Origin of the sequence: Nocardia sp. NPDC051756 (genome assembly GCF_040681495.1) — a bacterium.
Classification (GTDB): domain Bacteria; phylum Actinomycetota; class Actinomycetes; order Mycobacteriales; family Mycobacteriaceae; genus Nocardia.
Genome location: NZ_JBFAYV010000002.1, coordinates 1,109,866 through 1,132,772 on the forward strand (window position 1 = coordinate 1,109,866; position 22,907 = coordinate 1,132,772).

A 22,907-nucleotide genomic window follows, 5' to 3' on the forward strand; every position below is an offset into this window, starting at 1 on the left:
CGATGCCAGCCCGGACATTCTCCGGCAACCGTGTCACCTGGTGTCTCCTTCCTGCATGGCCCGCCAGATTCGGTCGGCGGTCATCGGCAGCCGATCCGGCCGCACCCCGACAGCATCCCGTATCGCGTTCGCCAGCGCGGGGGCGACCGGGTTGTACGGGGATTCACTCATCGACTTGGCGCCGAGCGGGCCGAACGCGTCGGCGGTGTCGGCGAAGTACACCTCGGTGCGCGGGACGTCGGCGAACTGCGGAATGTGATAGTGCCGCAGCGACTGCGTGGTGACCACGCCCGCTTCGCTGCGCATGTCCTCGTAGAGCGCCGTCCCGAGGGCCTGCGCGACGCCGCCCTCCACCTGACCGCGGCACTGCACCGGATTGAGCACGGTCCCGGCGTCGGCGGCCTGGACCGACTGCAGGATCCGGATCGATCCGGTGTCGAGGTGCACGGCGACCCGGAAGGCGTGCACGTTGAAGCTCACCGAGCGCGGGGTGCCCGAGTGTTCGCCGTGCGCGATCAGGTCGCCGTCGGCCAGCAGTTCGGTGACGCCGAATACCTGGTCGCCGCAGCGGACTCCGTCGGACTGGAGCACGCCGTCCCGTTCGGGCAGCCCGGCCACCTTCGCCGCGCGGGCCAGCAGCAGCCTGCGCAGTTCGAGCGCGGCGGCGTAGGTTGCCTTGCCCGCCACCACGATTCCGGTGGAGCCGAACGCGCCGGTGTCGTGGCCGATCAGGTCGGTGTCGGACTGCCGGACCACGATGCGCGCCGCGTCGGTCTCCAGTGCGGAGGCCGCGAGCTGGGCGTGCACGGTGGTGGTGCCGTTGCCGAATTCGGCGGTGCCGACCCGGAGTTCGTACCGCCCGTCGGGCAGCAGGGTGATCGTGGCATCCGCGGCATGTCCGCGCGGCGGGATGGTCGCGATCATCGCCACCGCCATGCCGGTGCCGACCCGCCACTCGGATCCGGGGTTCGGTATCTCGTTGCCGCGCAACAATGCTCGTTCGGCCAGGTCGATGCACTGGTCGAGGCCGTAGCTGCCGAACGACAGGTCGCTCTCGTCCACCTCGGCGCCGACGAACTCGTCGCCGGGCACGACCACATTGCGCCGCCGGAATTCGAACGGGTCTACGCCGATCTCGCGGGCCAGATCGTCGAGCGCGGACTCGATCCCGAAAATGACCTGCCCGAGGCCGTAGCCGCGGAACGCGCCGGAGGGAATGTTGTTGGTGTAGACCGCTTGCGCGTCCACCCGCTTGTTGGCGCAGCGGTAGACCCCGACCGACTCCCCGACGCCGTGGAACATCACGCCGGCACTGTGGTTTCCGTACGCGCCCGCGTCGGCGAGCACATCCACCTTCAGTGCGGTCAGCACCCCGTTCGCGTCGGCTCCGGCGGTCACCTCGACCCGCATCGGGTGACGGCAAGTGGCCGAGGCGAATTCGTCGGCCCGGGTGAATTCGTACTGCACCGGCCGGCCCGTCCGCAGCACCGCCAGCGCGATCAGGTCCTCGGCCAGCATTTCCTGCTTGGCGCCGAACCCGCCGCCGACCCGGGTGGCGAACACCCGCACCTGTCCGCGCCGCAGCCCGAACACCTGGCACAGCTCGTCGCGCACCAGGAACGGCACCTGAGTGCTGCATCGAATGACCAGCCTGCCGTCCGCGTCGAGCCAGCCGATGCCGCCGTGGGTTTCCAGGTGCACGTGCTGTCCGCGCGGCGAATGCCACACGCCGCGTACCACTTTCGCCGCCGCGGCGAGTCCAGCGGCGATATCGCCGACCTCGCCGTGCACCTCGGCGATCAGATTGCGTTCGGCATCGGCGATCCGCGCCGAATCCGGTTTCTCGCCATGCAGTTTCGGTGCGGCCGGAGCCAACGCCTCGGCTGGATCGAACACGGCGGGCAACACCTCGTACTCGACCCGCAAGGCACGACAGCCCGCCCGCGCGGCCGCCGAACTCTCCGCGACCACCGCCGCGACTCGCTGCCCGACGAAGCGCACCGTCCGATCGAGCACGTAGGTGTCGTCCGGGTCGTCGGCTCGCAGTTCGTGCCGTGCGGTGGAAAACGCCACGTCCGGGGCGTCCGCATAGGTGAGCACCGCGTGCACTCCGGGCAGGGCTTCGGCAGCTGTCGTATCGATGGACACGATGCGTGCGTGCGCGTGCGGACTCGGCAGCACCGCGAGGTGCAGCGGTGCGGTCGGCGGCGAAACCTCCGGCTCGCCAGGCGAACTCGCGTCCTGCGCGGTCAGACCGCCGGCGCCTGCACCCGGTCGAAAATCGAAGGTGAACGGCTCCATGCCGCGCACGATCCGCGGCCCGGCGGGTGCACCCACCCCGCTGCCGGCTCGACCCGCGATCGCAGATCCGCCACTGCCCGTACGCGTTTCGGCGGGGACCACGCCGCGCTGGCCGGCGCCATCAGGTTCACCGGCCAGCGCCTCGGCGATCGACCGATACCCGGTGCAACGGCACAGGTTTCCCTTCATCAACTCGGCCAGCTCGGCGTCGGAACGAGCCGCAACGCCATCGACCGGAACCGCGATCGCCGCACCCTGTGGGTGCGAGCCTTCGCCGCACGACGAGGTAGATGACTCATTCACAGATTTGCCGCAGCCGAGCCCAGCCGCGGTCACGACCATTCCCGCCGTACAGAACCCACATTGAAAGGCGGCGTTCTCGACGAATCGACGCTGCACCGGATGCGGTTCTTCGGCGGTACCGAGTCCAGCGGCGGTGGTGATCGTCCGATCGGCAGCGCGATGGGCCGGAATCAGACAGGAGTGCACGGTCATTCCATCGACCTGCACCGAACAAGCGCCGCAATCCCCTGTGTCACAACCTTTTTTGACAGAGAGCGTGCCTTGCTCCCGAAGCAGAGTGCGTAAGCATTGTCCAGGGCGCGGGTCGGCCTCCACGGATCTGCCGTCGACCTCGAACCTCATAGTCGCTCCCGATCCGCGGCCCGTAGCTCGGCGGCCACTTCACGGGCGAGCACCCCGCTGACCTGGCGACGCCAGTCGGGCGCACCGTGCGGGTCGTCGAACCACAGCAACGGATCGATCCCGCCGAGCACCGCATCGACCTCGGCATCACTCGGCGCCATCGCGAAATCCAGCACAACCGGCCGCTCGGTCGCGGCGGTAATGGTGACCACGCATCGACCATCTGGATCGCGCCGCCCCATCACCACGGACCCGGACCGACCGAGCGGCGCCAACGCGACCTTCCGGAAACTGGTGCGCGCCAGCAGACTCGACGCCGGCACGGTGATCGAGCGCAACACCTCACCGGGCAGCAGGACATTGCGCTCGGGTCCGAGCACGAACTCCCGCAACGGAATCCGACGATCCACGCCGTCCGCTCCCCACCCGAGCGCGACACCATCGAGCGCGGTCAGCGCGGCGAGCACCCCACCGGCGGGGAGGGACAAACAGATGTTGCCGCCGACCGTCGCGGTCCGCCAGATCTTGTGCGACGCAAGCAATGCCCGGCAACCCTGCGCGAACAACCTTGTCCCCGGCCATTCTTCGCGCAACACCGGCGCACCGAGTTCCCGCCCGGGCACCGACCCGGCGAATTCGGCCAGCGTGCAGGTCGCCGCGATCTCCAGACCGTCCGGCGCCGCGGTGAGCGCGGGCCAGCCCAGCGCGGTGATGTCGACCAGCCGGTCCAGGTGGTTCTGCGGTTCGGAGAAGAGGAAGGTCCCGCCCGCGAGCACCGCGCACGAACCGCCGATCGCACTCAGGTCCGCTCGTTCCCGCGCCGGCGCCACCTCCCGGATCGTGTCCAGGTCCACGTCTCACCTCACTCCACTGCCGTGTCCGGCCACCCTAGGAGCGGGGAGTTGCCGCGATGTTGCACAACTCCCGCCCCAGATTGCGCGGCCGTTACCTGGCCGACGTCCGACCGGCCTATTCCACTCCCGCGGATCGCCCGCGCGCCCCGCGACACTCGACGTCTGTACCGCGCGTCCCTGACAGTCAGAGACGCCACTGTTCCAGTATCCCGCATATGCCCTGAACTGGCCCAATGCCGATTCAATACCTGCCGGTCTATTTCCGCTCGACGCCTGCGCAGGCTAGGAAATCGGCGCGAACACCCGCCGCGAACGCCACCGCGGCGCAACACACCGAGCCGCCGGTCCGCGGCGCGCTGTCGACACGCGAGATCGAGCACGTCACACACTCGACAACCGGGCGGCTGCCGGATTAATGTCCATCGCGGCCCGGTCTGTGTGACATTTCCCACGCATACGCGGGCCGTCCCCTTACTGATGTGTGCCACCGACGGCCCCGCTGTCGGCAGCCCATGTCCCGACGCGGAAGGGCCAGCGATCAACCCCAACCAGCGGGCGGCGACTGCCGACCACGAGGTGCCAGCGCCCCGCTCCGAGGACCGACCGTCCTCCTGGATGATGTCGGCGGCCGACTTCCCCCTCACCGACCGCGACCTGCACGTCCTACGCCGCACCTTCCGCGACTACACCGAGCTGGACCGCTGGCTGCCCGGCGGCGAGCAGTACCGGCGGCGGGCCTATCAATGCTTCGACCTGGAGCTGGCCCGCCTGGCCGAGGACGGCGCGGACGCGCTCACCGCGATCGGCGACCCGCCGCCCTACGTGCAGTCCAAGCAGGTCAACCCGGTGGCCGGCGATATCGAACGCGCCTTCAAGCTGATCGCGCCCGACCACCCGGCGACCGAGCCGACCCGGCAGATCGCCACCGCGGTGGCCCGGCTGCTCGCGGCCAACGGCGTGCTGTCCGCGGACACCACCCCGCACTGCCTGGTCGACGCCCACTACATGCGGCTGATCGCGCCCGGCCACCCGGCTCCGGAAGGCAAGCACCGCGACGGCCTCATCGCGGGCTCCGCGCACCTGATCCAGCGGACCAACATCACCGGCGGCATCTCCGCCCTCTACGACCGTTACGAACCGGAGCGGGAGCTAGGTAAGTTCGTCCTCGAGCAACCACTCGACTCCTACGTCTTCGACGACGAGCGGGTACTGCACTACACGACGACAATCACGGTGACCGATCCCGCCGAGGGCGCCGGGTTACGCGATGTCCTGCTGATCGGATTCAGAAAGCGTGAATAGCTCCACAACGACCTTCGTCGACCAGCTGCCCCGGCTGCTGCCCGACGACGAACTCGTCCAGCTCGCCGCCGGGCTCACCGCGGTCCCCTCCTTCACCGGACAGGAGACGCCGCTGGCCTTCCATATCCGGAACACCCTTGCCCGCAACGACATTCACTCCTATCACCAGGAGGTGCAGCCGGGCCGGTTGCAGACCATCGCACGCCTCGGCCCCGAACACGGCAGGCCGGCCCTGCTGCTGAACGGTCACCTCGACATGGATCCGCTCGGCCGGGACTTCCCGGGCGAGCCGTTCGCCGCCCGCCGCGACGGCGACCGGCTCTACGGCGCGGGCCTGCACAACATGAAGAGCGGCCTGGCGGCGATCCTCGGCGCGGCGATCGCGGTGCGCCGCAGCGGTATTGCGCTGCATCGGCCGTTGCTGCTCGAGTTCGTGGTCGGCGAGCTACAGGGCGGGGTCGGCACCCGGCACGCCCTGCGCAGCGGCCTCACCGCGGACGCCGCTGTGGTCCCCGAACCGTATTCGGTGCGCCGGGTGATCACCCGCACCGCCGGGGTGCACAAGTTCGCCGTCGTCGTGCGCGGCGCCACGGCACACACCAGCAGGCACCACGAAGGCGTCGACGCGGTCGCGATCCTGCGCCGCGTGCTCGATCTGCTCGACACCGCCGACCTCGGCCTGCACAACCACGAATTCCCACCGCTACCAAGGCTTCAGGTGGCCAGCCTGATCGCAGGCCGCGGCGAATGCCACGACCTGTCCGGAGTGAGCTACTGCTCGGACAAGGCCACCGCGCTGATCGATCTGCGCTATCCGCCGCCGTACGAGCCGCACCAGGTCGGCAAGGCCATCGACGCGGTGCTGGATCACGCCAGGGACACCTTCCCGGAAGCGCAGATCACCATGGAGCATCCGGTCGATCCGCCATTCCGGGTCGGCGGCACCGATATGCCGCCGATGGACATGCCCGCCGACTGCTCGGTGGTCCGCGACCTCGCCGAATTACTGCCGCAGGTCTCGGATTTCCGGGTCGAGGAGACCGGACTGGCCCTGCCCTACTCCTATTGCGGCAACGACACCACCCACCTGAGCCGGGCCGGCATCGAATGCTGTTTGTTCGGGCCGCGCGGCGACACCCCCGACACCGAACACCACGTGCTGATCAGCGAAATGCGGGCCTGCACAGACACTCTCGCCCTCCTGGCGGCGCGCCGCTGCGGCTGACCGGCTCACCGGCCTCGGGTGCGTAGTTCGGCTCGCACCTGAGCCGCGAGTTGCAGCCCGATGCCGTCGTAGAGCGCGAGCGCCCGCGCCAGCAGCGCATCGGCCTGCGCGCCGGAGCCGGTCGCCGTCTCGACGCCGGCCAGGCTGCGCAGCGCGTCCGCCTGCCCGAGCGGATCGCAGATCCGATGCGCGACGTCCATCGACTCGAGGTAATACCTACGCGCAGCATCGAATCGGCCGAAGTGCCGATCGATGTGGCCCAGCCCGCGCAACGCATCGACCTGCCCGAGCGGATCGTTGATCTCCACCGCGATGTCGTAGGCCAGCTGGAACAGGCCGAGCGCTTCGGCGTGGTCCCCCGCCTTGCGCGCGAGATTGCCGAGCCCCCACAGGGTCCAGCCCTCGCCGTAGCGATCGTGGATGCGGCGGGCGATCTCGAGCGCGTCGTCGAAGTAGCGGCGCGCGGTCTCGTGATCGCCGACCAGCCGTTCGATGTGCCCGAGCCCGCGCAGCGCATCGCCTTCCAGCTTCTGATGATTCAGTCCCCGGGCGATCTCCAGCGCCTCCGCGTATCTGCGCTCGGCGCCCTCCGGATCGCCGAGCCGACGGATCACCTCCGCGAACCCCCACTGCGCGCTGGCAACCCGCACCGGATCGTCGATTGCCTCCGCGATGGCCAGCGCCTGCGCCGAGCAGTTCCAGGCGGCGCGGTATTCGGACGAGGCGCGCTCGACATGCGCTAGCCCGTCCAGCGCATCGCATTCGGTCGGTTGATCATCGATATCCCGTGCGATGCCGAGGGCTTCGCTGAAATAGCGGCGCGCCGCCGCGTGGTCGCCGGTGACCCGCGCCGTCTGCCCCAGCTCGCACAGCACGGCCGCGTGACATTGCCGATCGCCGAGCTCGACGGCCATCTTGCGTGCGAGCCGAAACCCGGTGCACGCCTGCTCGTGCTGACCGATCAGCCGGTCGACGCGCCCCTTGCCGACCAGCACCCAGGCCTGTGCGCGCCGGTCGCCGACCTTGGTCGAGATCTCCAATGCCCTTGCGTAGAGCCGTAATGCGAGCGACCAGTGACCGACGCCGGACAGGTGAGAGGCCAGCCGGGTGGCCAATTCTGCTGCCGCCGAGCTGGGTTCGGCGTCGCGCAGGCAGCCGACGAGCATCTCCCGTTCCCGGGTGAGCCAGGCCCGTGCGCGGGCCGCATCCGCCGAGGGATTCGAAAGATGTTCGCTGCCTGCGGGATCGAAGACCTGGTTGGTGTTGGCGCGGCGAGCCACGGCGAGACTGTCGCCGACGAGACGACCGATCACCGCGGCGTACTCCACCGGTGAGTCCTCCCGCTCCGCATGCAGGCGCGCGCACAGCCGGGTCAGATCGTGCATCCGATAGCGCGGCCCGCCCGGACCGCCGGGCGATGGATCGAGGAACCCGGCCTCGAACAGCCTGCGCACCAACATCTTCCCGTCCCGCAGCGGCACCGCGGCCATTGTCGCCATCGCCTCGGCGGTGATCTCCGGGCCGGGAAACCAGCCGAGCAACCGAACGGCGCGCTGCTGCCCGGCCTCCGGCAACCGCTGGTAGGACATCTCGAACGCCGCCCGCAGCGATTCGTCCTCGGCCGCGAACCGGTCCAGCAGATGTTCGGCCGCGGAGCCATTCGTGCGGTCCGCCGGCGCGCGTTTGATTCGTTCGCTCAGCTGCGCGATATCGGCCGCGCTGTCGGCCAGCATGGCCTCGCCGTGATGCGCGATCTGCCCGCCGATCAGCCGGATCGCCAGGGGCAGCCGTCCCGCGGTGTGCAGGATCTGGCGCACCGCGTCCCGGTCGTATCCCGCGCGCAGGTTGCCGAGTTTGACCAGCAGTTCCTCCGCCTCGGCCCACTCCATCACGTCCAGGCGCAGCGGTACCGCCTCGGCCAGCCCGGTGAGCTTGCTCCGGCTGGTGATCAGCACGAAGCAGCCGGGCGCCTGCGGCAGTAGCTGTTTCACCTGCGCGCTGTCGAGCGCGTTGTCGAACACGATCAGCATCCGGCGCTGCCGGGTCGCGGTGCGCCAGCGGTCGGCCCGCCCGGCCAGGTCCGTTTCGATGGTCTCGCGCGGCACGCCGATCTGGAGCAGCAGTTGTTCGAGCACGTCGACCGGTTCGCGGGGCTCGCGGCCGAGGGTGTAGCCGTGCAGGTCGATCCAGACGGTGCCGTCGGGATAGTGCTTGCCGAACACCGCGACCGCGTATCGGGCCAGCGCGGTCTTGCCGATCCCGGTCAGCCCGACGATGACGTGCACGGCCACCGTCCCGCTGCTCAGATGTGCGGTAACCCGCTCGCGCAGTTGCGCTTTCGGCCCTTCTCTGCCGGTGAAGTGCGGCACCTCCGCGGGCAGGTCGCGGCCGGCCCGCACCGGCTGCCGACCGATGGATCGCCTGGCCACCGCCTCGTGATATTCCATCCGCTCGGTATGCGGCATGTAGGCCAGATCCGCGACGTCGACCAGCTGGTCCCAAGCCGTACCGTAAATGGCGGCAAGGTTTTTCAGCACCCGGATGGTCGGGCGCGCGCCGCTGGGCCGGTGGTGCTCGTCGTCGGGATCCCCGCCGTCCCTGGCGAACGGCCACGCCTCGTATTCGGAGATCCGACTGGCCTTCATCGCCGCCCGTGCGCTGTCGGTCACCTCGTTGTAGCGCTCGGCGACCGCGGCCTGGGTGAGTCCGTTGGCGTAGCGCCAAGCCGCCCGCGGCCGATAGCCGCGCTGGCGCAGCTCCGCCGCCAGGGGTTCGAGCAGCTGCACCTCGGTCAGGCCGAGATCGGCCAGCCGGTCCCGCAGCCGCCGCCGCTGCTCGGCGGTCAAATTGCCGCCGGGACGCCATCGTTCGGTTCGGCCGGATCGATCCATCCCGCCACCCTCCCGCGCGCGATGGGTCCGGCAGGGTGCGCCGGAACCGGAGAATCGAGACGCTGATTGTGATTAATTCCTTGGTAGCAGTGCCGTTTTCCCAGGTCAAGTAATTGGGCCGACCCGATAAAACGCCGCGCCCGCTGGGATCGCGGCGCGCCGAAAAGAACTGGCACCCTGAAGGGGGTCACCTGGACAATGTGGCCGAGGCGGACGAAAGGGGGTCCCGCGATGGCGATCAAAGCCACTGACTGGCTCATCACCAGCGATGTCGCGCACGAGGCCGCGTTCCGGGTCGATCTGCCCGAGCAGGACCGGGGCAAATGGGTCTTGTCCTACCTGCCGACCAACCGGCGGCTCACCAAGAATCAGGCGATGGCCGGCCTGGTGCTCGCCGAGATGATCGTGCTCGGCGGGCTGTACCCGGTGGGATTGAATCATGAAGTCGCGCAACTGCATGCGGCCGAACTCGGCAGCACCCTGCACGACATCATGAGCCTGCTCGCCCTGCGGGCGCCCGCCGAATCGCCGGAGCCGGAGGCGCATTGGTGCCCGATCGATGACCGAGCGCGATCCGCGGCGGCGCTGATGCACGGCACCAGGTGTTTCGCCGCGTAGGGCGCTAACCGGCCTTGGCCACCAATGCGGCCTGCGCCCTGGCCACCTGGTTACCGACGGTCTCCTCGTCGACGGTGCGCAGCCGGCCGTCGCGAACGACCTCGCGACCGTTCACGATCAGCGCCGCGAGGGGTGGCGCGGAGCCGAGCACGAGCGCGGTCACCGGATCGTCGATGCCCGCGTGCGCCGGGGTGTCCAGCCGCCACAGCGCCAGATCGGCCAGCTTGCCCGGTTCGATCGAGCCGATCTCGGCGTCCCGGCCGAGCACCCGCGCACCGCCGATCGTGGCCAGCGCCAACGACGTTCGCACGGTCATCGCCCGCGGGCCGCCCCGGTTGCGCGCGAAGAACAGGGCGTTGCGCGGCTCCTCGATCATCGAGCTGGACTCGTTGCTCGCCGCGCCGTCCACCCCGAGACCGACCGGCACCCCGGCCCGCACCAGATCGGCGGTGCGGGCGATGCCCGCGCCGATGCGCGCGTTCGAGGTGGGGCAATGCGCCACGCCGGTACCGGTTTTCGCCATCGTCTCGATCGCCGAGTCGTCCAGGTGGATCGCGTGCGCCCACCAGACGTCGGAACCCACCCAGCCGAGCTGCTCCATGTACTGCGCGGGGGTACAGCCGAAAGTCTCGGCGCAGTAGTCCTGTTCGTCGATCGTCTCGGCGACATGGGTGTGCAGCCGCACCCCGGCCGCGCGCGCCAGCACCGCCGATTCGCGCAGCAGTTCGGGCGTCACCGAGAACGGCGAGCACGGGGCGAGCGCGATGCGCAGCATCGAGTCGAACGACGAATCATGGTGGCGGGCAATCACCGCCGCGCTGTCGGCCAGGATCTCGTCCAGCGTCTGCACCACGTGATCGGGCGGCAGGCCGCCGGCGCTGGCGCCCAGGTCCATCGAGCCGCGACACGGATGAAAGCGCAGGCCCACCTCGGCCGCCGCGGCGATCTCGGCGCCGAGCAGATCGCCGCCCGCGCGCGGGAACACGTAGTGATGGTCCGTCGTGGTGGTGCAGCCGGTCCCGGCCAGCGCGGCGAGCCCGCCGGTCGCCGCGATCCGCACCGCCTCCTCGTCGATGCCCGCCCAGATGGGGTAGAGCGTGGTGAGCCACTCGAACAGCGTGTTGTCCGCGGCCAGGCCACGGGTGATCCACTGGTATAGGTGGTGATGCGTGTTCACCAGACCGGGCGTCAGCAGACAGCCGCGGCCATCGATGCGCTGCACCTCACCGTCCGACGCGGGTGCCGCGCCCGCGCCGACGGCCTCGATCCGGTTGCCGCGCAACACCACATAGCCGTCGCGGTATTCGGTGCCGGCCGCGTCGACGGTCGCGACGGCGCACCCCTCGATGACTGTTACTGGGTCCATGCAGGTCCTGCCTCCGGTGCGTCGGTCCGCTGCACAGTCGCGTGGATCAGACCGTAAGGGCGATCAGCGGCATGGTAGACCTCGCCGTTGTTCTCGATCCCGAAACGTTGCAGGTCGTAGTCGAAATGGTGCTTGTTCGGCGCGGCCAGCCGGATCTCGGCCAGCACGGGATACGCCTCCAGCGCGGCCTTGCCCATCTCGAACAGCGTCTGCTGCAACGCCTTCGAATGCTGCGTCGCGAACGTCTCGACCAGCCGGGCCCGGATGCCGACGTACACCTCGTCCCAGGCGATGCCGGTGGTCGCCGCGAAACGCCATTCCACGACCAGCGAGGTGGCCAGCATCCGGTCGTGCGTCGGTGCGAGCACGGTGAATTCGTCGGTCAGGAAGTCGGCGAACTCCGAACCGGTCGACTTCAGGATGGTCAGATCCTTCACCCCGCCGATCACCCAGGCCTGCCGGTCCGCGCCCTTGCCCGCCACCGTGACCGCGGCGGTGCGCACCTCCGGGCCTTGCCGGACCCAGGTGTAGTCGTGTTCCTTGCCGTCGACCGAAACCCGTTGCCAGGCATACTCGTCGACCTCGATCCGCGCGCCGGTCACCGGCTCGACGTCGTCGACGAAATGACCGGCCAGGGCCAGCGCGTAATCCTCGATCGTCTGTAGCCCAGGCTGTTTCGCGTAGCTGTAGGCGGTCTGTTTCTGCGTGTCGGTCGGCAGCACCTTGCGCTGGTCGCCGGCGGTGTAGGCCTCGGCGAAATCGCCGCGCAGCACGGTGGACACGTTCACGTCGCGGATCTCGTGGCGCGAGTGCTGCCGCCAGATCCGGACAATCCGGTTCTCCGCCTTGCCGTATCGGTGGTCGGACAACACGATCGGCCCGGTCAGTTCCATGCTCGGTTCAGCTCCCTCGATAGGTGGAAAAGGCAAACGGCGACAGCAACAACGGGACGTGGTAGTGCCGCTCCTCGGTGATTTCGAAGCTCACCGAGACCTCGGGATAGAAGGTGTCGACCCGTTGTTTGGTGAAATAGGGTCCGGTCGCGAATACCAGGCGATAGCCGCCCGCCGGGAGCGCGCCGCCGAGTGCGCCGATCCGGCCGTCCGCGTCGGTCGTGCCCGAATCCAGCTGCTCGGCACCGCGATACAGCGTCACCGCGACGTCCTGGGCGGGCGCGCCGCGCATCGCGTCGAGCACGTGCGTACTCAGGGAGCTCATCCGGCCGCCGCCAGTAACGCGCGCAACCTGATTCGATTGATCTTCGCCAGTTCGGTTCGCATGACCCACCTTTCGGTCTCGGCATCGTTGCCCAGTCGCGCTTCGAGGATCGCGAGCAGCTCGCTGCCGGATCGGCCGCTCGCACAGACCAGATAGATGTGCCCGAACCGCGCCTCGTAGGCCCGGTTCCCGTCCGCGAGCGCCGACCGTACCGCGTCCTCGGCCGTGGCGACCCCCGCTTGCTCCCGCGCCGAGGCCGCCGTGTCCGGTCGCTCACCGATCCGGGGGTGCCCGGCGAGCGCTCGATCGATCTCGGACTCGGGCAGTTCGGCCAGCGCGGCGTCCGCGGCATCGAGCACGGCGTCGACGCTCGGATACGGCCGCCCCGCGGCCAGCACCCGCGCCCATTCGGGCGAAGAGCAACACGCGAGCAATGCCTCGGTGGCGGCGCTGCCGGGCAGCGCGTGGAACCCGGCGAGGCCCGCCTCGTCGTCTGTCATCGGAACAGCATCGAATACGACCCGCCCGGCCGCCACCCGAAAGAGATAGATCACCCTCGGCGTGTCGCCGCAATGAATCCGGTCCCGCAGGTCCCCGAGCAGCACTGTTCCGGCACGCGCGCGCCGCGGTTCCGGGCTACCGTCGTACCCATGGCTGTACCCGATCGCCCGGCCGCCCCGCCCGCCTGCGCGGGCATCGTGCTCGCCGCGGGCGCCGGAACCCGGTACGGACGGCCCAAAGCACTGGCCGAGGGCGGTGCCTGGCTGCGCGGCGCGGTGGCCGCGCTGCGCGACGGCGGCTGCGATCCGGTGATCGTGGTGCTCGGCGCCACCGGACCCGATCCACGCCCGCTCGACCTTCCGGCCGGCGTCCAACACGTCTGGGCCGCGGACTGGGCCACCGGGCTCGGCGCGTCCGTCCGGGCCGGGTTGATCGCCGCCGCGCGCACCCCGGCGCGCTACGCCGCGATCATGCCGGTGGATACGCCGGATGTCGGCGCGGATGTCGTCGCCCGGGTCACCGCCGCCGCGTTCGCCTCCGCGAGCGGCCTCGCGCGGGCTGTGTTCCACAACACACCGGGGCACCCGGTTGTGCTCGCGCACAAGCACTGGACCTCGATATGTCAGGAGGCCGTGGGAGATTCAGGCGCGCGCACCTATTTGTCTCGCAAGACAGATATGGTGTGCGTCACGTGCGACGATTTGGCGACGGGCGTCGATCGTGACTACCCGGCCTCGTCCGCACGGTGATCGGAGCGAGCAGATGCGGGACATCGTCGATGACCTATTGCGGGTGTGGCATTCCGGGCGTACCGGCGGGCTGGCCACCATCGTGCGCACGATGGGCTCCGCGACGTTACCGATCGGGTCCGCGATGCTGGTCGATCCGGACGGCGGCGTCTACGGCGCGGTGACCGACGGCGGGCTGGAGGAGATCGCCTACGAGGCGGTGCTCCAGGCCGCGCGCACGGGCCGGCGCGCGATGCACCGCTACGGCGTGGCAACCGTCGCCGACCGGGACAGCACGATGGATGTGTTCACCGAACCGTTCTCGCGCAGACACTTTCCCGAGTTTCCCCTCGTCGCCGCGGAGATCGCGGCGCACCGCCGGATCACCGTGTTCACCGTGGTGTGGAACTCCGACGCGGACCTGATCGGCCAGCACCTGGTCACCGACAAGAAGCACGGCACCGAGCTGCTCGCGCTGCCGGATTCGGATGTGTTCGTCGCGTCGTTCGCCCCGCCGCCGCGCCTGATCATCTTCGGCGCCAACTCTTTTGCCGCCGCGCTGACCGTGCAGGCCAGGCTGCTCGGCTACCGCGTGACCATCTGCGACTCCAGGGAGAACTTCGCCAAACCGGAGAAGTTCCCGGGCGCGGAGGTGGTCGTCGACTGGCCGCACCGCTACCTGAACACGCTGTCCTCGGCGGGCGAAATCGACAGCAGCACTGGGATTGTCGTCACTTCGCACGATCCGAAGTTCGAGATCCCGCTGCTCACCGTCGCGCTGCGACTACCCGAGCTCGGCTACCTAGGCGCCATGGGCGCGCACACCGTGCACACCCAGCGCATGGAAGACCTACGCGCGGGCGGCTTCACCGAAGCGACCCTGGCCCGCCTGCATTCCCCCGCCGGACTCGACCTCGGCGCCCGCACCGCCACCGAGATGGCCGTCGCGATCGCCGCCGAGCTGATTGCCGCCAGGACCGAACAGTCCGGGCGGCACTCGCTCGACCACAACACCCAGGCGCCGCTGAAAACAGTTGTCGGACTGAGTAGTTAAGCCTTCAGCCCCGGGTTCTCCGCGTACACCTCGCGCAGCACCGAAAGGTCGAACAGCTCCTCGGCCTTGATATCGAGATCGGCGGCCCGCAACGCGGTGATGTTCTGCTCGATCAGCTTGTCGGTCATGGTCAGCAGCCCGTTCGCGGTCGCGTCCGCGGAGGTGACCAGATCGTTTTGCGCCACTGCCTCTTTCGTCTGCTCGTCCAGATCGAGCTTCTGATCCTTGCCGTACACCTCGACCGCGAGCCGGGCGGATTCGGCCGGGTTGGCCACCGCGTCCTTCCAGCCCTTGATCTCCGCGACCAGGAACGCCTTCAGCTTGTCCCGCTCCTTGTCGATGGTGGACTGCTTGACCGTGAGCGTCTCGGCCACCAGCGGCAGGTTGTAGTCGGCGAACAGGAAGTGCGTGTTCGCGAATCCCTTGGCGGTCAGGGTGATCGGCTCGTTGGTCACGTAGCTGACCCAGCCGTCGACCTCGCCGTTGGCCAGCGGGGACGGATCGAACTGCGCGGGCACGATGGTGACGTCGCCGGGCTTGAGGCCGTTGGCCGTGAGCAGCGCCTTGAAGATCAGCTGGTTGGTGTCCTGCACGCCGATCTTCTTGCCCCGCATGTCCTCCGGCGTCTTGATCGGCTTGGCCGCCGAGCTGACGATCGCGAACGGGTTCTTCTGGTAGGTGGTCGCGATGATCTTGCCCGGCAGCCCCTCCAGCACCGCCTTGGCCGTGGTCTGCGGGGCGGACAGGCCGAGCCAGATCTTCCCGGTGTCCAGCCCGGCCTCCACCGAGGTGCTGGCCGCGCCGCCCGCGATGAGATTGACCGAGCCGAAACCGGCTTCCTTGAAATAGCCCTTGCTGTCCGCGAAGTACTCGCCGGCGAATTCGATGTTTTTCAGCCAGGACAGCTGCACCGCGACGGTGCCGTATTTGGAGCCGTCCGCGGTGGAACCACCCGAGGAGTCGGAGGCATTGTCGCCGCACGCGGCGAGCAGGCCCGCACCGCCGAGTGCGGCGCCGGCCATTGCGGAGTAACGAAGGAGAGACCGTCGGTTCAGTGTCGGCCCGAACGAAGAGCGTTGCACGGGTGTCATGCGCCGAATCTAGGTCGATTGCGTTTCATTTTCTTTACTTTGACGTTCCGAGCGGTGATTTGCTTGAATTTCGCCGAGAATCACGACCTACCGGCGTCGGCGCCGAAGCGGGCCAGCACCAGATTCTCGATGACGCCGACGACCGCGTAGAGCAGCACCGAAACGATCGTGACGATGACGATCGACGACCACAGCTGGTTGTACTGGAACGTCGGAATGGCGCGAATCAGGCTGGCGCCCAAGCCCGTTCCGCTGCCGAGCCATTCGCCGAGCAGCGCACCGATCAGCGCGCCGGGCACCGAGATCCGGGCTGCCGCGAACACCGAGGGCAGCGCGGCCGGCACCGCGACCATCCGCAAACCGGTCCATTTGGACCCGCCGTACGCGGCCACCAGGTCCATCGCCTGCCGCGGCGCGTTGCGCAACCCGGCCATGATCATCACCAGCGCCGGGAAGAACACCACGATCGCGGCCAGCACCGTGACCCCGCCGAGCCCGCGGCCGAACACCAGCACGATGATCGGGGCGAGCACCACCAGCGGCACCGAGCGCAGCAGCATCGCCACCGGCAGGAAAGTCTGCTCCACCGCGGCGAACGACACGAACAGCGCGGCCACCACCAGCGCGGCCACCATGCCGAGCGCGAACCCGATGGCCGCGTCGCGCAACGTGATCTGCAAGTCGTCGATGATCACCGCGCGCGCGGCACTCGCGCCGCGCGAGGTGACCAGGTAGCGCCAGATGTCTTCCGGCGACTTGCCCACCCGCGGCCCGACCTGTGGAAACGCCTTCAGGAAGACGTACCAGATGGCCAGCATCAACAGCAGCGAGGTGAACAGCGGGAACAAGAACTTCCCGATCCGCAGGACAACCTTCATCGCCCCTCCGTCTTTCGTGGTCATCGCGCCTCCTGGGTGGTCCATGGGGCGACCAGGCGGGCGGCCAGCGCGACGACCGCGTAGCCGAGACCGGCCAGTGCGGCGGCGGCCAGCGCCATACCCCAGGTGCGTGGCACGTTGTAGGCCGTCTGCGCGGCGGTCAGCGCAACCCCGATGCCGCTGTCGACACCGCCGAGATATTCGCCGATGATCGCGCCCAGCACCGCCGAGGGTGCGGCAATCTTCAACGCCGCGAACGTATTCGGCAACGCCGAGATCAACTGCACCCGGTACAGCTGCTGCCAGCGCCCGCCGCCATAGGCCCGCACCAGGTCGAGGCTTGTTCTATCCGCCGACCGCAAGCCGGTCACGGTGCCGACCATGGTGGTGAAGAAGCAGTACATCGCGGCCAGGAACACCGTCGGGGTGCGCCCGCCGAACACGACCAGGATGATCGGCCCGAGCGCGAGCAGCGGCGTGCAGTAACTCAGGATGGCCAGCTGCGTGGCCAGCGACTCGATCTGCGGAATCAACATGATGAGAATCGCCAGCGCGATGGCCATCCCGTTGCCCCACACGAATCCCTTCAACGCGCCGAGCGCGGTGATCCGGAAATTCGGGCCGTAGAGCCCCCAGCCGTCGGTGTACATCGTGTGCACCACCGTCCACGGACTCGGCACGGTGCCGCCCGCAACACCGAGCGCCGCGAGCAGCCACCACACCCCGATCAGCCCGGCCACGCCGAGCAATCCGCCGATCCGCTTCATCCCCGGCCTCCCTGACCACGCCGGACGCACAGCGCGACCGACCGCATCGGCTGCCCGTACAGCCGCACCCGCTGCCAACCCGGTCTCGCCTGCCACTGACAGCGCGCCGGTCGTTGTCCGTCGTTGCTCATGCCTGCACCGCGCCCGTGCTGGACTTCCCCGCGTCGGTGCCCAATGCGCCGCCGGTGCCGGACTTCCCGAACAGCAGCTCCGACAGGTAGTCGTGCAGCCGGTGGAATTCGGGGGTGCGCATCATCTCCGGGGTGCGCGGGCGCGGCAGGTCGATCTCCACCAGCTCCAGCACCCGGCCCGGTCGCGGGCTCATCACCGCGACCACGTCGGAGAGGAACACCGCCTCGGCGATGCCGTGCGTGACCATCAGCGTGGTCGCCGGCTTCTCCGTCCAGATCCGCAGCAGTTCCAGGTTGAGGCGCTGCCTGGTCATGTCGTCCAGGGCGCCGAACGGTTCGTCGAGCAGCAGCACGGTCGGCTTCACCACCAGCGCCCTGGCGATCGAGACGCGCTGGCGCATGCCGCCGGACAGCTGCGCCGGTTTGGCCTTCTCGAAGCCGTCGAGGCCGACCAGCTGGATCAGGTCGGCGATCAGCGCCGGGTCCGGGGTGAGGCCCGCCACCTGCAAGGGCAGCTTGATATTCGACTCCACCGTGCGCCACGGCAGCAGTGCCGAGTCCTGGAACGCGATGCCGAGTTCGTGCCTGCGGACCAGCTCGGCGGGTGTCTGGCCGTCGATGAGCGTCTTGCCCGCGCTCGGCGTCTCCAGTCCGGCCAGGATGCGCAGGACGGTCGACTTGCCGCAGCCGGACGGGCCGAGCAGCGACAGGAAGGTGCCCTGTTCGGTGTGCAGGTCGACCGAGTCGAGGGCCTCAACCGTCTTGCGCCCCACCTTGAACGTTTTGGTCAACCCACTGATGTGAATTCCGGTCCCCCCGGCACTGCTTTCCACACTCATGAAAGTCACCCTAGAAGGGGTCCGTTGCACAGATATTGCGAATCGCGACCCCAGATTTCGCAATCGTTACGCGAACCCGCGTGCACACCGGATTTCCGATCGTCGCGAGCCGATATCCCCGCGATGGATGACATCGGCGCGCCCGCTGGTTGCACCACAGGTGAACCCGATCTACGCGCTGCTCGACGCCAAGCTGCACATCGCCGGCTCGGAGATCCTCTGGCGCGAGGTGATCGGCAACGGCTTCGGCCTCGCCTCCGCGCTCGGCGGTATGCGCAGGCGGGTGTGGGCCTGGCCGATCGGCATCGCCGGGAACGCGCTGCTGTTCACCGTTTTCGTCGGCGGCGTCTTCAATACTCCGCAGCACCTGAACATGGCGGGGCAGGCCGGGCGTCAGCTGATGTTCGTCGCGGTCAGCGTGTATGGCTGGTGGAGCTGGCATCGGCACGCCAACGAGACCGGTCTGGAACATCGCGGCGTCGAACCGCGCTGGGCGAGTAATCGCGAACGCCTTGTGCTTGTCGCGGCCATGTTCATCGGGACGGCGGCCTTCGCGCAGCTCTTCGACCTGATCGGCTCCTACGGGCCGTGGGCCGAAGCGTGGATCTTCACCGGTTCCGTGCTGGCGACCTATGGAATGGCGCGTGGTCTCGCCGAGTTCTGGCTGATCTGGATCGCCGTCGACATCGTCGGCATCCCGCTGCTGGTGAAGGCTGGTTACTACCCGTCGGCGACGCTGTACTTCGTCTACGCGGGCTTCGTGGCCTGGGGATTCGTGGTCTGGATGCGCAGCATCCGGCCGGTGGCGCCGCCCGCGGCCGTGCCGGTGGCCTCGGCGCCCTAGCCGACCGAAAACGCTTGCGGCTCAGTCCTGCTGGGCCGCGGCGTCGGCGAACAGCTTGGCCAGGGTTTCCGCGATATTGGCGGACCGGTCGAAGTGGTAGCCGAGATCGGCGGCGTGACCGGCGAAGAGGTGCCAGGCCGAGGCGGTGAGCATGCGGGCGATGGTTTCCTGGTCCGGACGCGCGGGCCCGGGCGGCGTGCCGAGGTACTGGGTGACGATGCCCTCGACCAGGCCGACCAGGCCGTAGACCAGCGGGCGATACGGTTCGACGTCGATGGCGAGCATGCCGGTCCACGACGAAAACTGTTGCCACAGCGTCTCGGCCACCCGGTGCCTGCCGATGGTCAGGCTGTTCTCCCCGGTCGCGTGCCCGTGCACCGGGCCGTTCTGCCCGAACTGATAGAGATTGGGATGCTCCGCGGCCCAGCTCACCACCCGGCGCATGATCTCGTGGAACATCTCTTCCGCGGTCTTGGTCGGGTCGAGCACGAACAGCGACTCCACCTCGGACACATAGTGATCCGTGATGTACTCGCGCACCCGGGCGTCCAGATCCTCCCGGTTGTCGAACTGCCGGTAGACCACCGAGCGGGCCAGGCCGGCGCGCTCGGCGATCTGCTGGATCGACACCTCGGCCGTCGGGCCGTTCTCCTCGATCAGCGCGACCGCCGCCTCGAGGATCTGTGCCTGCCGGGTCGAATTGTGTTCGTCCCAGCGTTGGCCGCCCGAGCGCCTGCGATGGGTACGCATGTGGGCGGGCGGTTTCACGGATTCGACTATACGGCGGTGTCCGCGCGCTCCAGTTCCGGCAGGAACCGGGGGCGCATCGGCAGCGGTCCGTCCGGGCCGCCGGTGAACGAGATCTGCCGTCGCACTCGCTGATCCGACACCGCGTCGAATTGCAGCTGCTGGGCGAACGTGGCGACCACGAGCGAGGCCTCCATGTTCGCGAATCCCGAAGCGACGCACATTCTTTTGCCCGCGCCGAACGGCATGGTGGCTCGCTTGTGTTCGCGCTCAACGTTTTCCGGCAGGTAGCGGGTCGGGTCGAACTCGTCCGGGCGGTCCCATACCCGCTGGTTGTGATGCGATCCGTGGATGAGCGTGATCACCGTGGTGCCCGGCCTGATCAGGTAACCGCCCAGTGCGTCTTGTTCTTTCGCCGTTCTGGCCAGGCCGACCACCGGCGGCAGCACGCGCATGGTCTCGGCGACCACGGCCTGGGTCCATGGGAGTTGGTCGAGGTCGGCGGCGGTGGCGGGGCGGGAGCCGAGCACCGAGGTGACCTCGTCGCGTAGGCGGTCGCGGGCCTCCGGATGTTCGGCGAGCATCTGCCACACCCAGGTCAGGGCGGTCGCGGTGGTCTCCATGCCCGCGCCGATGAACGTCATCAGCTCGTCGTGGATCTCCTGATCGGTGTATTTGTAACCGGTTTCGGGGTCGGACGCGTCGATCAGCGCAGCCAGCAGGTTGTCCTTGCGGGTGATCCGGCCCGCGCGGTGATCGGCGATCAGGCCGTCGACCACGCCCTCGGCGTGCCGCAGGTCGCGCATGCTGCGCGGTTCGATGACCCAGCCCGCGGCGCGCATGACCCGCATCGGCAGCCGCGAATTCCCGGCGTCGTCGCGGTGGCGGCCGCGCTTGTGCAGCCAGGTCGCGAGGTGATGCAGCGGATGACTGAGATTCGTCATGAATCCACGGCCGAAGAATCGCAGCAGGCGGAACAGCACCACCTCCGACATCGGGCCGGTGATGTCGGTGCCGAACATCGTCCGCGACGTGACATCCAAAGTGAGCCGGTTCATTTCGGCATTGACGTCGACGACGCCGTCCTTCTCCGACAGTTCCCGGATCCGCGCGACCGCGTCCCGCGCCGCCTCGACCATCACCGGCGCGAACCCATCCACGTTGCGCTTGGCGAAGATCGGCTGCACCAAGCGCCGATTACGCTGCCACAGTTCATCATTCAGGTCGGTCACCAGGCCGCGCCCGAAGGCCACCGCGAGCATGTCGTAGTCCGGGCTCTTGGTGTAGTTGTTCTGGTTGGTCACCAGCACATGCCTGGCCAACTCCGGACTCCGCACGATGACGAACTTCGCGAACGGCACCCGGGCGACGAGCACATCGTCCTGTCCCGGGAAGTTCGTCACGTAATCCAGCACCGTGTGATCGCGCACCCGCGGCAGAATCCCGATCGACAGTTTCACCGACTCCCACCAGGTCACCGGCGTGCCGTGCCAGCGAATGAACGTAGGCGCCCACCTGGGCGGATGCAGCTTCGAATCAACGACGGAATCAACGGACTCGACATCGGCCATAGCAGGCTCACCTTGCCTTACACACTCACATGGGACGTGCTGTCCCACTCAGGGTAATGAGACACGATGACCCGGTCAATGGGTGAACATCACCGATCCACCGCCCCGGACACAGCACAGCCCGGCAGGCCATCCAAGGCCTACCGGGCTGGATCATCGACGGCCCCGCGATCAAGCGGAACTAAGCGTGGCGGCGCAAAAGAACAGGTCTCATCGACAAATCGGTGCTGCGAACAGAATCCCTAGTTGGGCGTATCGCCCTCATAATCCATATCCGCCGCCTGATCCTCCGTGGTCGCCGCAGCATCCCCCGTCGAATCCGGCTGATCAACGCCGTCACGGTCCACCTCAGTGTCATCGGAACGCCCTGTACCGGGTTCAGTGGTCATGGCCACCGACATGCCCGGCAAAACCATCTTCAAACAGCAGCCTGGCAATTCACCCCTGGCAGGAGGCTCACCTAGACGACGTCGACTCGGACGCCGGTGGCGCGGATGGCGGCTACCGCGGATGGGTCGGCTTCGGTGTCGGTGACCAGGACTTGGACCTGTTCTATGGTGCAGATTCGGGCGAGGGCGGTGCGTTCCAGTTTGTCGGCGGTGGCTACGACCATGACGTGGCGGGAGCGGCGGACCATTTCGGTGGTGACGCCGGCCTCGTCGATGTGGCGGCATTGGGCGCCGCCCTCGGCGGAGATGGCGTTGACGCCGAGGATCAGTTCGTCGAGGCGGAGTTCGGCGAGGGCGCGCTCGGCCAGCGGGCCGTGCAGTTCGTAGGACTCGCGGCGGGCCACGCCGCCGAGGACGACGGTGCGCATGTGCGGGCGCAGGACCATTTCGCCGGCGATGTTGAGCGCGTTGGTGACGAGGGTCAGTTGTTCGTCTCCGGTCATGCCGAGATCGGTCCGGCCGGCCAGCGCCCGCGCCACCGCGGTGGTGGTCGTGCCGCCGTTCATCGCGATGACCTTGTGCGGATCCACCAGGGACGCAGCGTGTTCCGCGATCCGCTGCTTCGCCTCGCCGCCGGTCTGCCGGTAGCGGGCGGGCAGGTCGTAGGCGACGGAGGTCGCGACGACACCGCCGTGGGTCCTGGTCGCCAGCTGCTGTTCGGCGAGCGCGGTGAAGTCGCGGCGGACCGTGGCGGAGGACACGCCGAGCCGCTCGGCGGCCTCCTCCACGGACAGTCGCCCGGATTCGGCGAGCAGTTCGAGGAGCCGGTTCCACCGCTGGGGGCGGTCGGTTGGTCCGGTCATCTCACACCGCCCCGAACCCGACCTGCTGTTTTTCTAGGCACGCGAACAATCTGACCATAGGCACGCTGCCGACCGTAGAGATTC

The 22,907-nt window shown here is 68.5% G+C and carries 20 protein-coding genes; 6 read left to right on the forward strand and 14 right to left on the reverse strand.

The window, feature by feature from the left end; genetic code table 11:
* Positions 1 to 33: 33 nt before the first annotated feature.
* Positions 34 to 2,946: a molybdopterin cofactor-binding domain-containing protein gene (locus AB0M22_RS11280; RefSeq protein ID WP_364723786.1), complete on the reverse strand. Its 2,913-nt coding sequence runs from the start codon at positions 2,944 to 2,946 to the stop codon at positions 34 to 36.
* A complete protein-coding gene (locus AB0M22_RS11285; protein WP_364723789.1) occupies positions 2,943 to 3,800 on the reverse strand; it encodes an FAD binding domain-containing protein in 858 nt (285 codons plus the stop codon). Before AB0M22_RS11285 ends, AB0M22_RS11280 begins: the two co-directional genes overlap by 4 nt.
* A gap of 615 nt (positions 3,801 to 4,415) precedes the next feature.
* Here AB0M22_RS11285 and AB0M22_RS11290 point away from each other — a divergent pair.
* Positions 4,416 to 5,102, forward strand: a complete 687-nt coding sequence (locus AB0M22_RS11290) for a 2OG-Fe dioxygenase family protein (RefSeq protein WP_364723792.1) — start codon at positions 4,416 to 4,418, stop codon at positions 5,100 to 5,102.
* Positions 5,095 to 6,327, forward strand: a complete 1,233-nt coding sequence (locus AB0M22_RS11295) for a M20/M25/M40 family metallo-hydrolase (protein WP_364723795.1) — start codon at positions 5,095 to 5,097, stop codon at positions 6,325 to 6,327. Before AB0M22_RS11290 ends, AB0M22_RS11295 begins: the two co-directional genes overlap by 8 nt.
* Positions 6,328 to 6,332: 5 nt before the next feature.
* Here the strand turns inward: AB0M22_RS11295 and AB0M22_RS11300 are convergent, their stop codons facing one another.
* Complete coding sequence (locus AB0M22_RS11300; protein WP_364723798.1) at positions 6,333 to 9,218, reverse strand: tetratricopeptide repeat protein; 2,886 nt, start codon at positions 9,216 to 9,218, stop codon at positions 6,333 to 6,335.
* Positions 9,219 to 9,449: 231 nt separating this feature from the next.
* Here AB0M22_RS11300 and AB0M22_RS11305 point away from each other — a divergent pair, with 231 nt between their 5' ends.
* Positions 9,450 to 9,836 carry a hypothetical protein gene (locus AB0M22_RS11305; protein ID WP_364723801.1) on the forward strand — a complete coding sequence of 129 codons (387 nt, stop codon included), beginning with the start codon at positions 9,450 to 9,452 and terminating at the stop codon, positions 9,834 to 9,836.
* A gap of 4 nt (positions 9,837 to 9,840) precedes the next feature.
* On the opposite strand, the gene AB0M22_RS11310 is transcribed toward AB0M22_RS11305, so the two are convergent.
* From AB0M22_RS11310 to uraD, 4 genes are read right to left on the reverse strand one after another with little or no spacing between them, the layout of a single operon-like run.
* The gene (locus AB0M22_RS11310) at positions 9,841 to 11,202 is read right to left on the reverse strand and encodes an 8-oxoguanine deaminase (protein ID WP_364723804.1); all 1,362 of its coding nucleotides are present in this window, start codon (positions 11,200 to 11,202) and stop codon (positions 9,841 to 9,843) included.
* Positions 11,190 to 12,095, reverse strand: a complete 906-nt coding sequence (gene pucL / locus AB0M22_RS11315) for a factor-independent urate hydroxylase (RefSeq protein ID WP_364723807.1) — start codon at positions 12,093 to 12,095, stop codon at positions 11,190 to 11,192. The genes AB0M22_RS11310 and pucL overlap by 13 nt, the downstream gene beginning before the upstream one ends.
* Before the next feature lie 7 nt (positions 12,096 to 12,102).
* Positions 12,103 to 12,420: a hydroxyisourate hydrolase gene (gene uraH, locus AB0M22_RS11320; protein ID WP_364723810.1), complete on the reverse strand. Its 318-nt coding sequence runs from the start codon at positions 12,418 to 12,420 to the stop codon at positions 12,103 to 12,105.
* Entirely contained in the window at positions 12,417 to 12,920 is a 504-nt protein-coding gene (gene uraD / locus AB0M22_RS11325; protein ID WP_364723812.1) for a 2-oxo-4-hydroxy-4-carboxy-5-ureidoimidazoline decarboxylase, read from the reverse strand. Before uraD ends, uraH begins: the two co-directional genes overlap by 4 nt.
* Before the next feature lie 150 nt (positions 12,921 to 13,070).
* Between uraD and AB0M22_RS11330 the strand changes: the two genes are divergently transcribed.
* Positions 13,071 to 13,670 carry a nucleotidyltransferase family protein gene (locus tag AB0M22_RS11330; RefSeq protein ID WP_364723814.1) on the forward strand — a complete coding sequence of 200 codons (600 nt, stop codon included), beginning with the start codon at positions 13,071 to 13,073 and terminating at the stop codon, positions 13,668 to 13,670.
* A 13-nt stretch (positions 13,671 to 13,683) separates the two neighbouring features.
* Positions 13,684 to 14,703 (forward strand): XdhC family protein, encoded by a 1,020-nt coding sequence (locus tag AB0M22_RS11335; RefSeq protein WP_364723817.1) that lies wholly within the window; start codon positions 13,684 to 13,686, stop codon positions 14,701 to 14,703.
* Here AB0M22_RS11335 and AB0M22_RS11340 read toward each other — a convergent pair.
* From AB0M22_RS11340 to AB0M22_RS11355, 4 genes are all read right to left on the reverse strand, one after another.
* A complete protein-coding gene (locus AB0M22_RS11340) occupies positions 14,700 to 15,794 on the reverse strand; it encodes an ABC transporter substrate-binding protein (protein ID WP_364723819.1) in 1,095 nt (364 codons plus the stop codon). The genes AB0M22_RS11335 and AB0M22_RS11340 overlap by 4 nt on opposite strands.
* Positions 15,795 to 15,874: 80 nt before the next feature.
* The gene (locus AB0M22_RS11345) at positions 15,875 to 16,696 is read right to left on the reverse strand and encodes an ABC transporter permease subunit (protein ID WP_364723821.1); all 822 of its coding nucleotides are present in this window, start codon (positions 16,694 to 16,696) and stop codon (positions 15,875 to 15,877) included.
* Positions 16,693 to 17,439 (reverse strand): ABC transporter permease subunit, encoded by a 747-nt coding sequence (locus AB0M22_RS11350; protein WP_364723824.1) that lies wholly within the window; start codon positions 17,437 to 17,439, stop codon positions 16,693 to 16,695. The genes AB0M22_RS11345 and AB0M22_RS11350 overlap by 4 nt, the downstream gene beginning before the upstream one ends.
* A 127-nt stretch (positions 17,440 to 17,566) precedes the next feature.
* Positions 17,567 to 18,409 (reverse strand): ABC transporter ATP-binding protein, encoded by an 843-nt coding sequence (locus AB0M22_RS11355; protein WP_364723827.1) that lies wholly within the window; start codon positions 18,407 to 18,409, stop codon positions 17,567 to 17,569.
* Between the two features lie 160 nt (positions 18,410 to 18,569).
* On the opposite strand from AB0M22_RS11355, the gene pnuC reads away from it, so the two are divergent.
* Positions 18,570 to 19,253, forward strand: a complete 684-nt coding sequence (pnuC, locus tag AB0M22_RS11360) for a nicotinamide riboside transporter PnuC (RefSeq protein ID WP_364724107.1) — start codon at positions 18,570 to 18,572, stop codon at positions 19,251 to 19,253.
* 21 nt (positions 19,254 to 19,274) lie between these two features.
* Here the strand turns inward: pnuC and AB0M22_RS11365 are convergent, their stop codons facing one another.
* From AB0M22_RS11365 to AB0M22_RS11375, 3 genes are all read right to left on the reverse strand, one after another.
* On the reverse strand, positions 19,275 to 20,021 hold the full coding sequence (locus AB0M22_RS11365) for a TetR/AcrR family transcriptional regulator (protein WP_364723830.1): 747 nt from the start codon (positions 20,019 to 20,021) through the stop codon (positions 19,275 to 19,277).
* 8 nt (positions 20,022 to 20,029) lie between these two features.
* Positions 20,030 to 21,571: a cytochrome P450 gene (locus AB0M22_RS11370; protein ID WP_364723833.1), complete on the reverse strand. Its 1,542-nt coding sequence runs from the start codon at positions 21,569 to 21,571 to the stop codon at positions 20,030 to 20,032.
* 460 nt (positions 21,572 to 22,031) lie between these two features.
* A complete protein-coding gene (locus AB0M22_RS11375) occupies positions 22,032 to 22,823 on the reverse strand; it encodes a DeoR/GlpR family DNA-binding transcription regulator (protein WP_364723836.1) in 792 nt (263 codons plus the stop codon).
* Positions 22,824 to 22,907 lie beyond the last annotated feature (84 nt).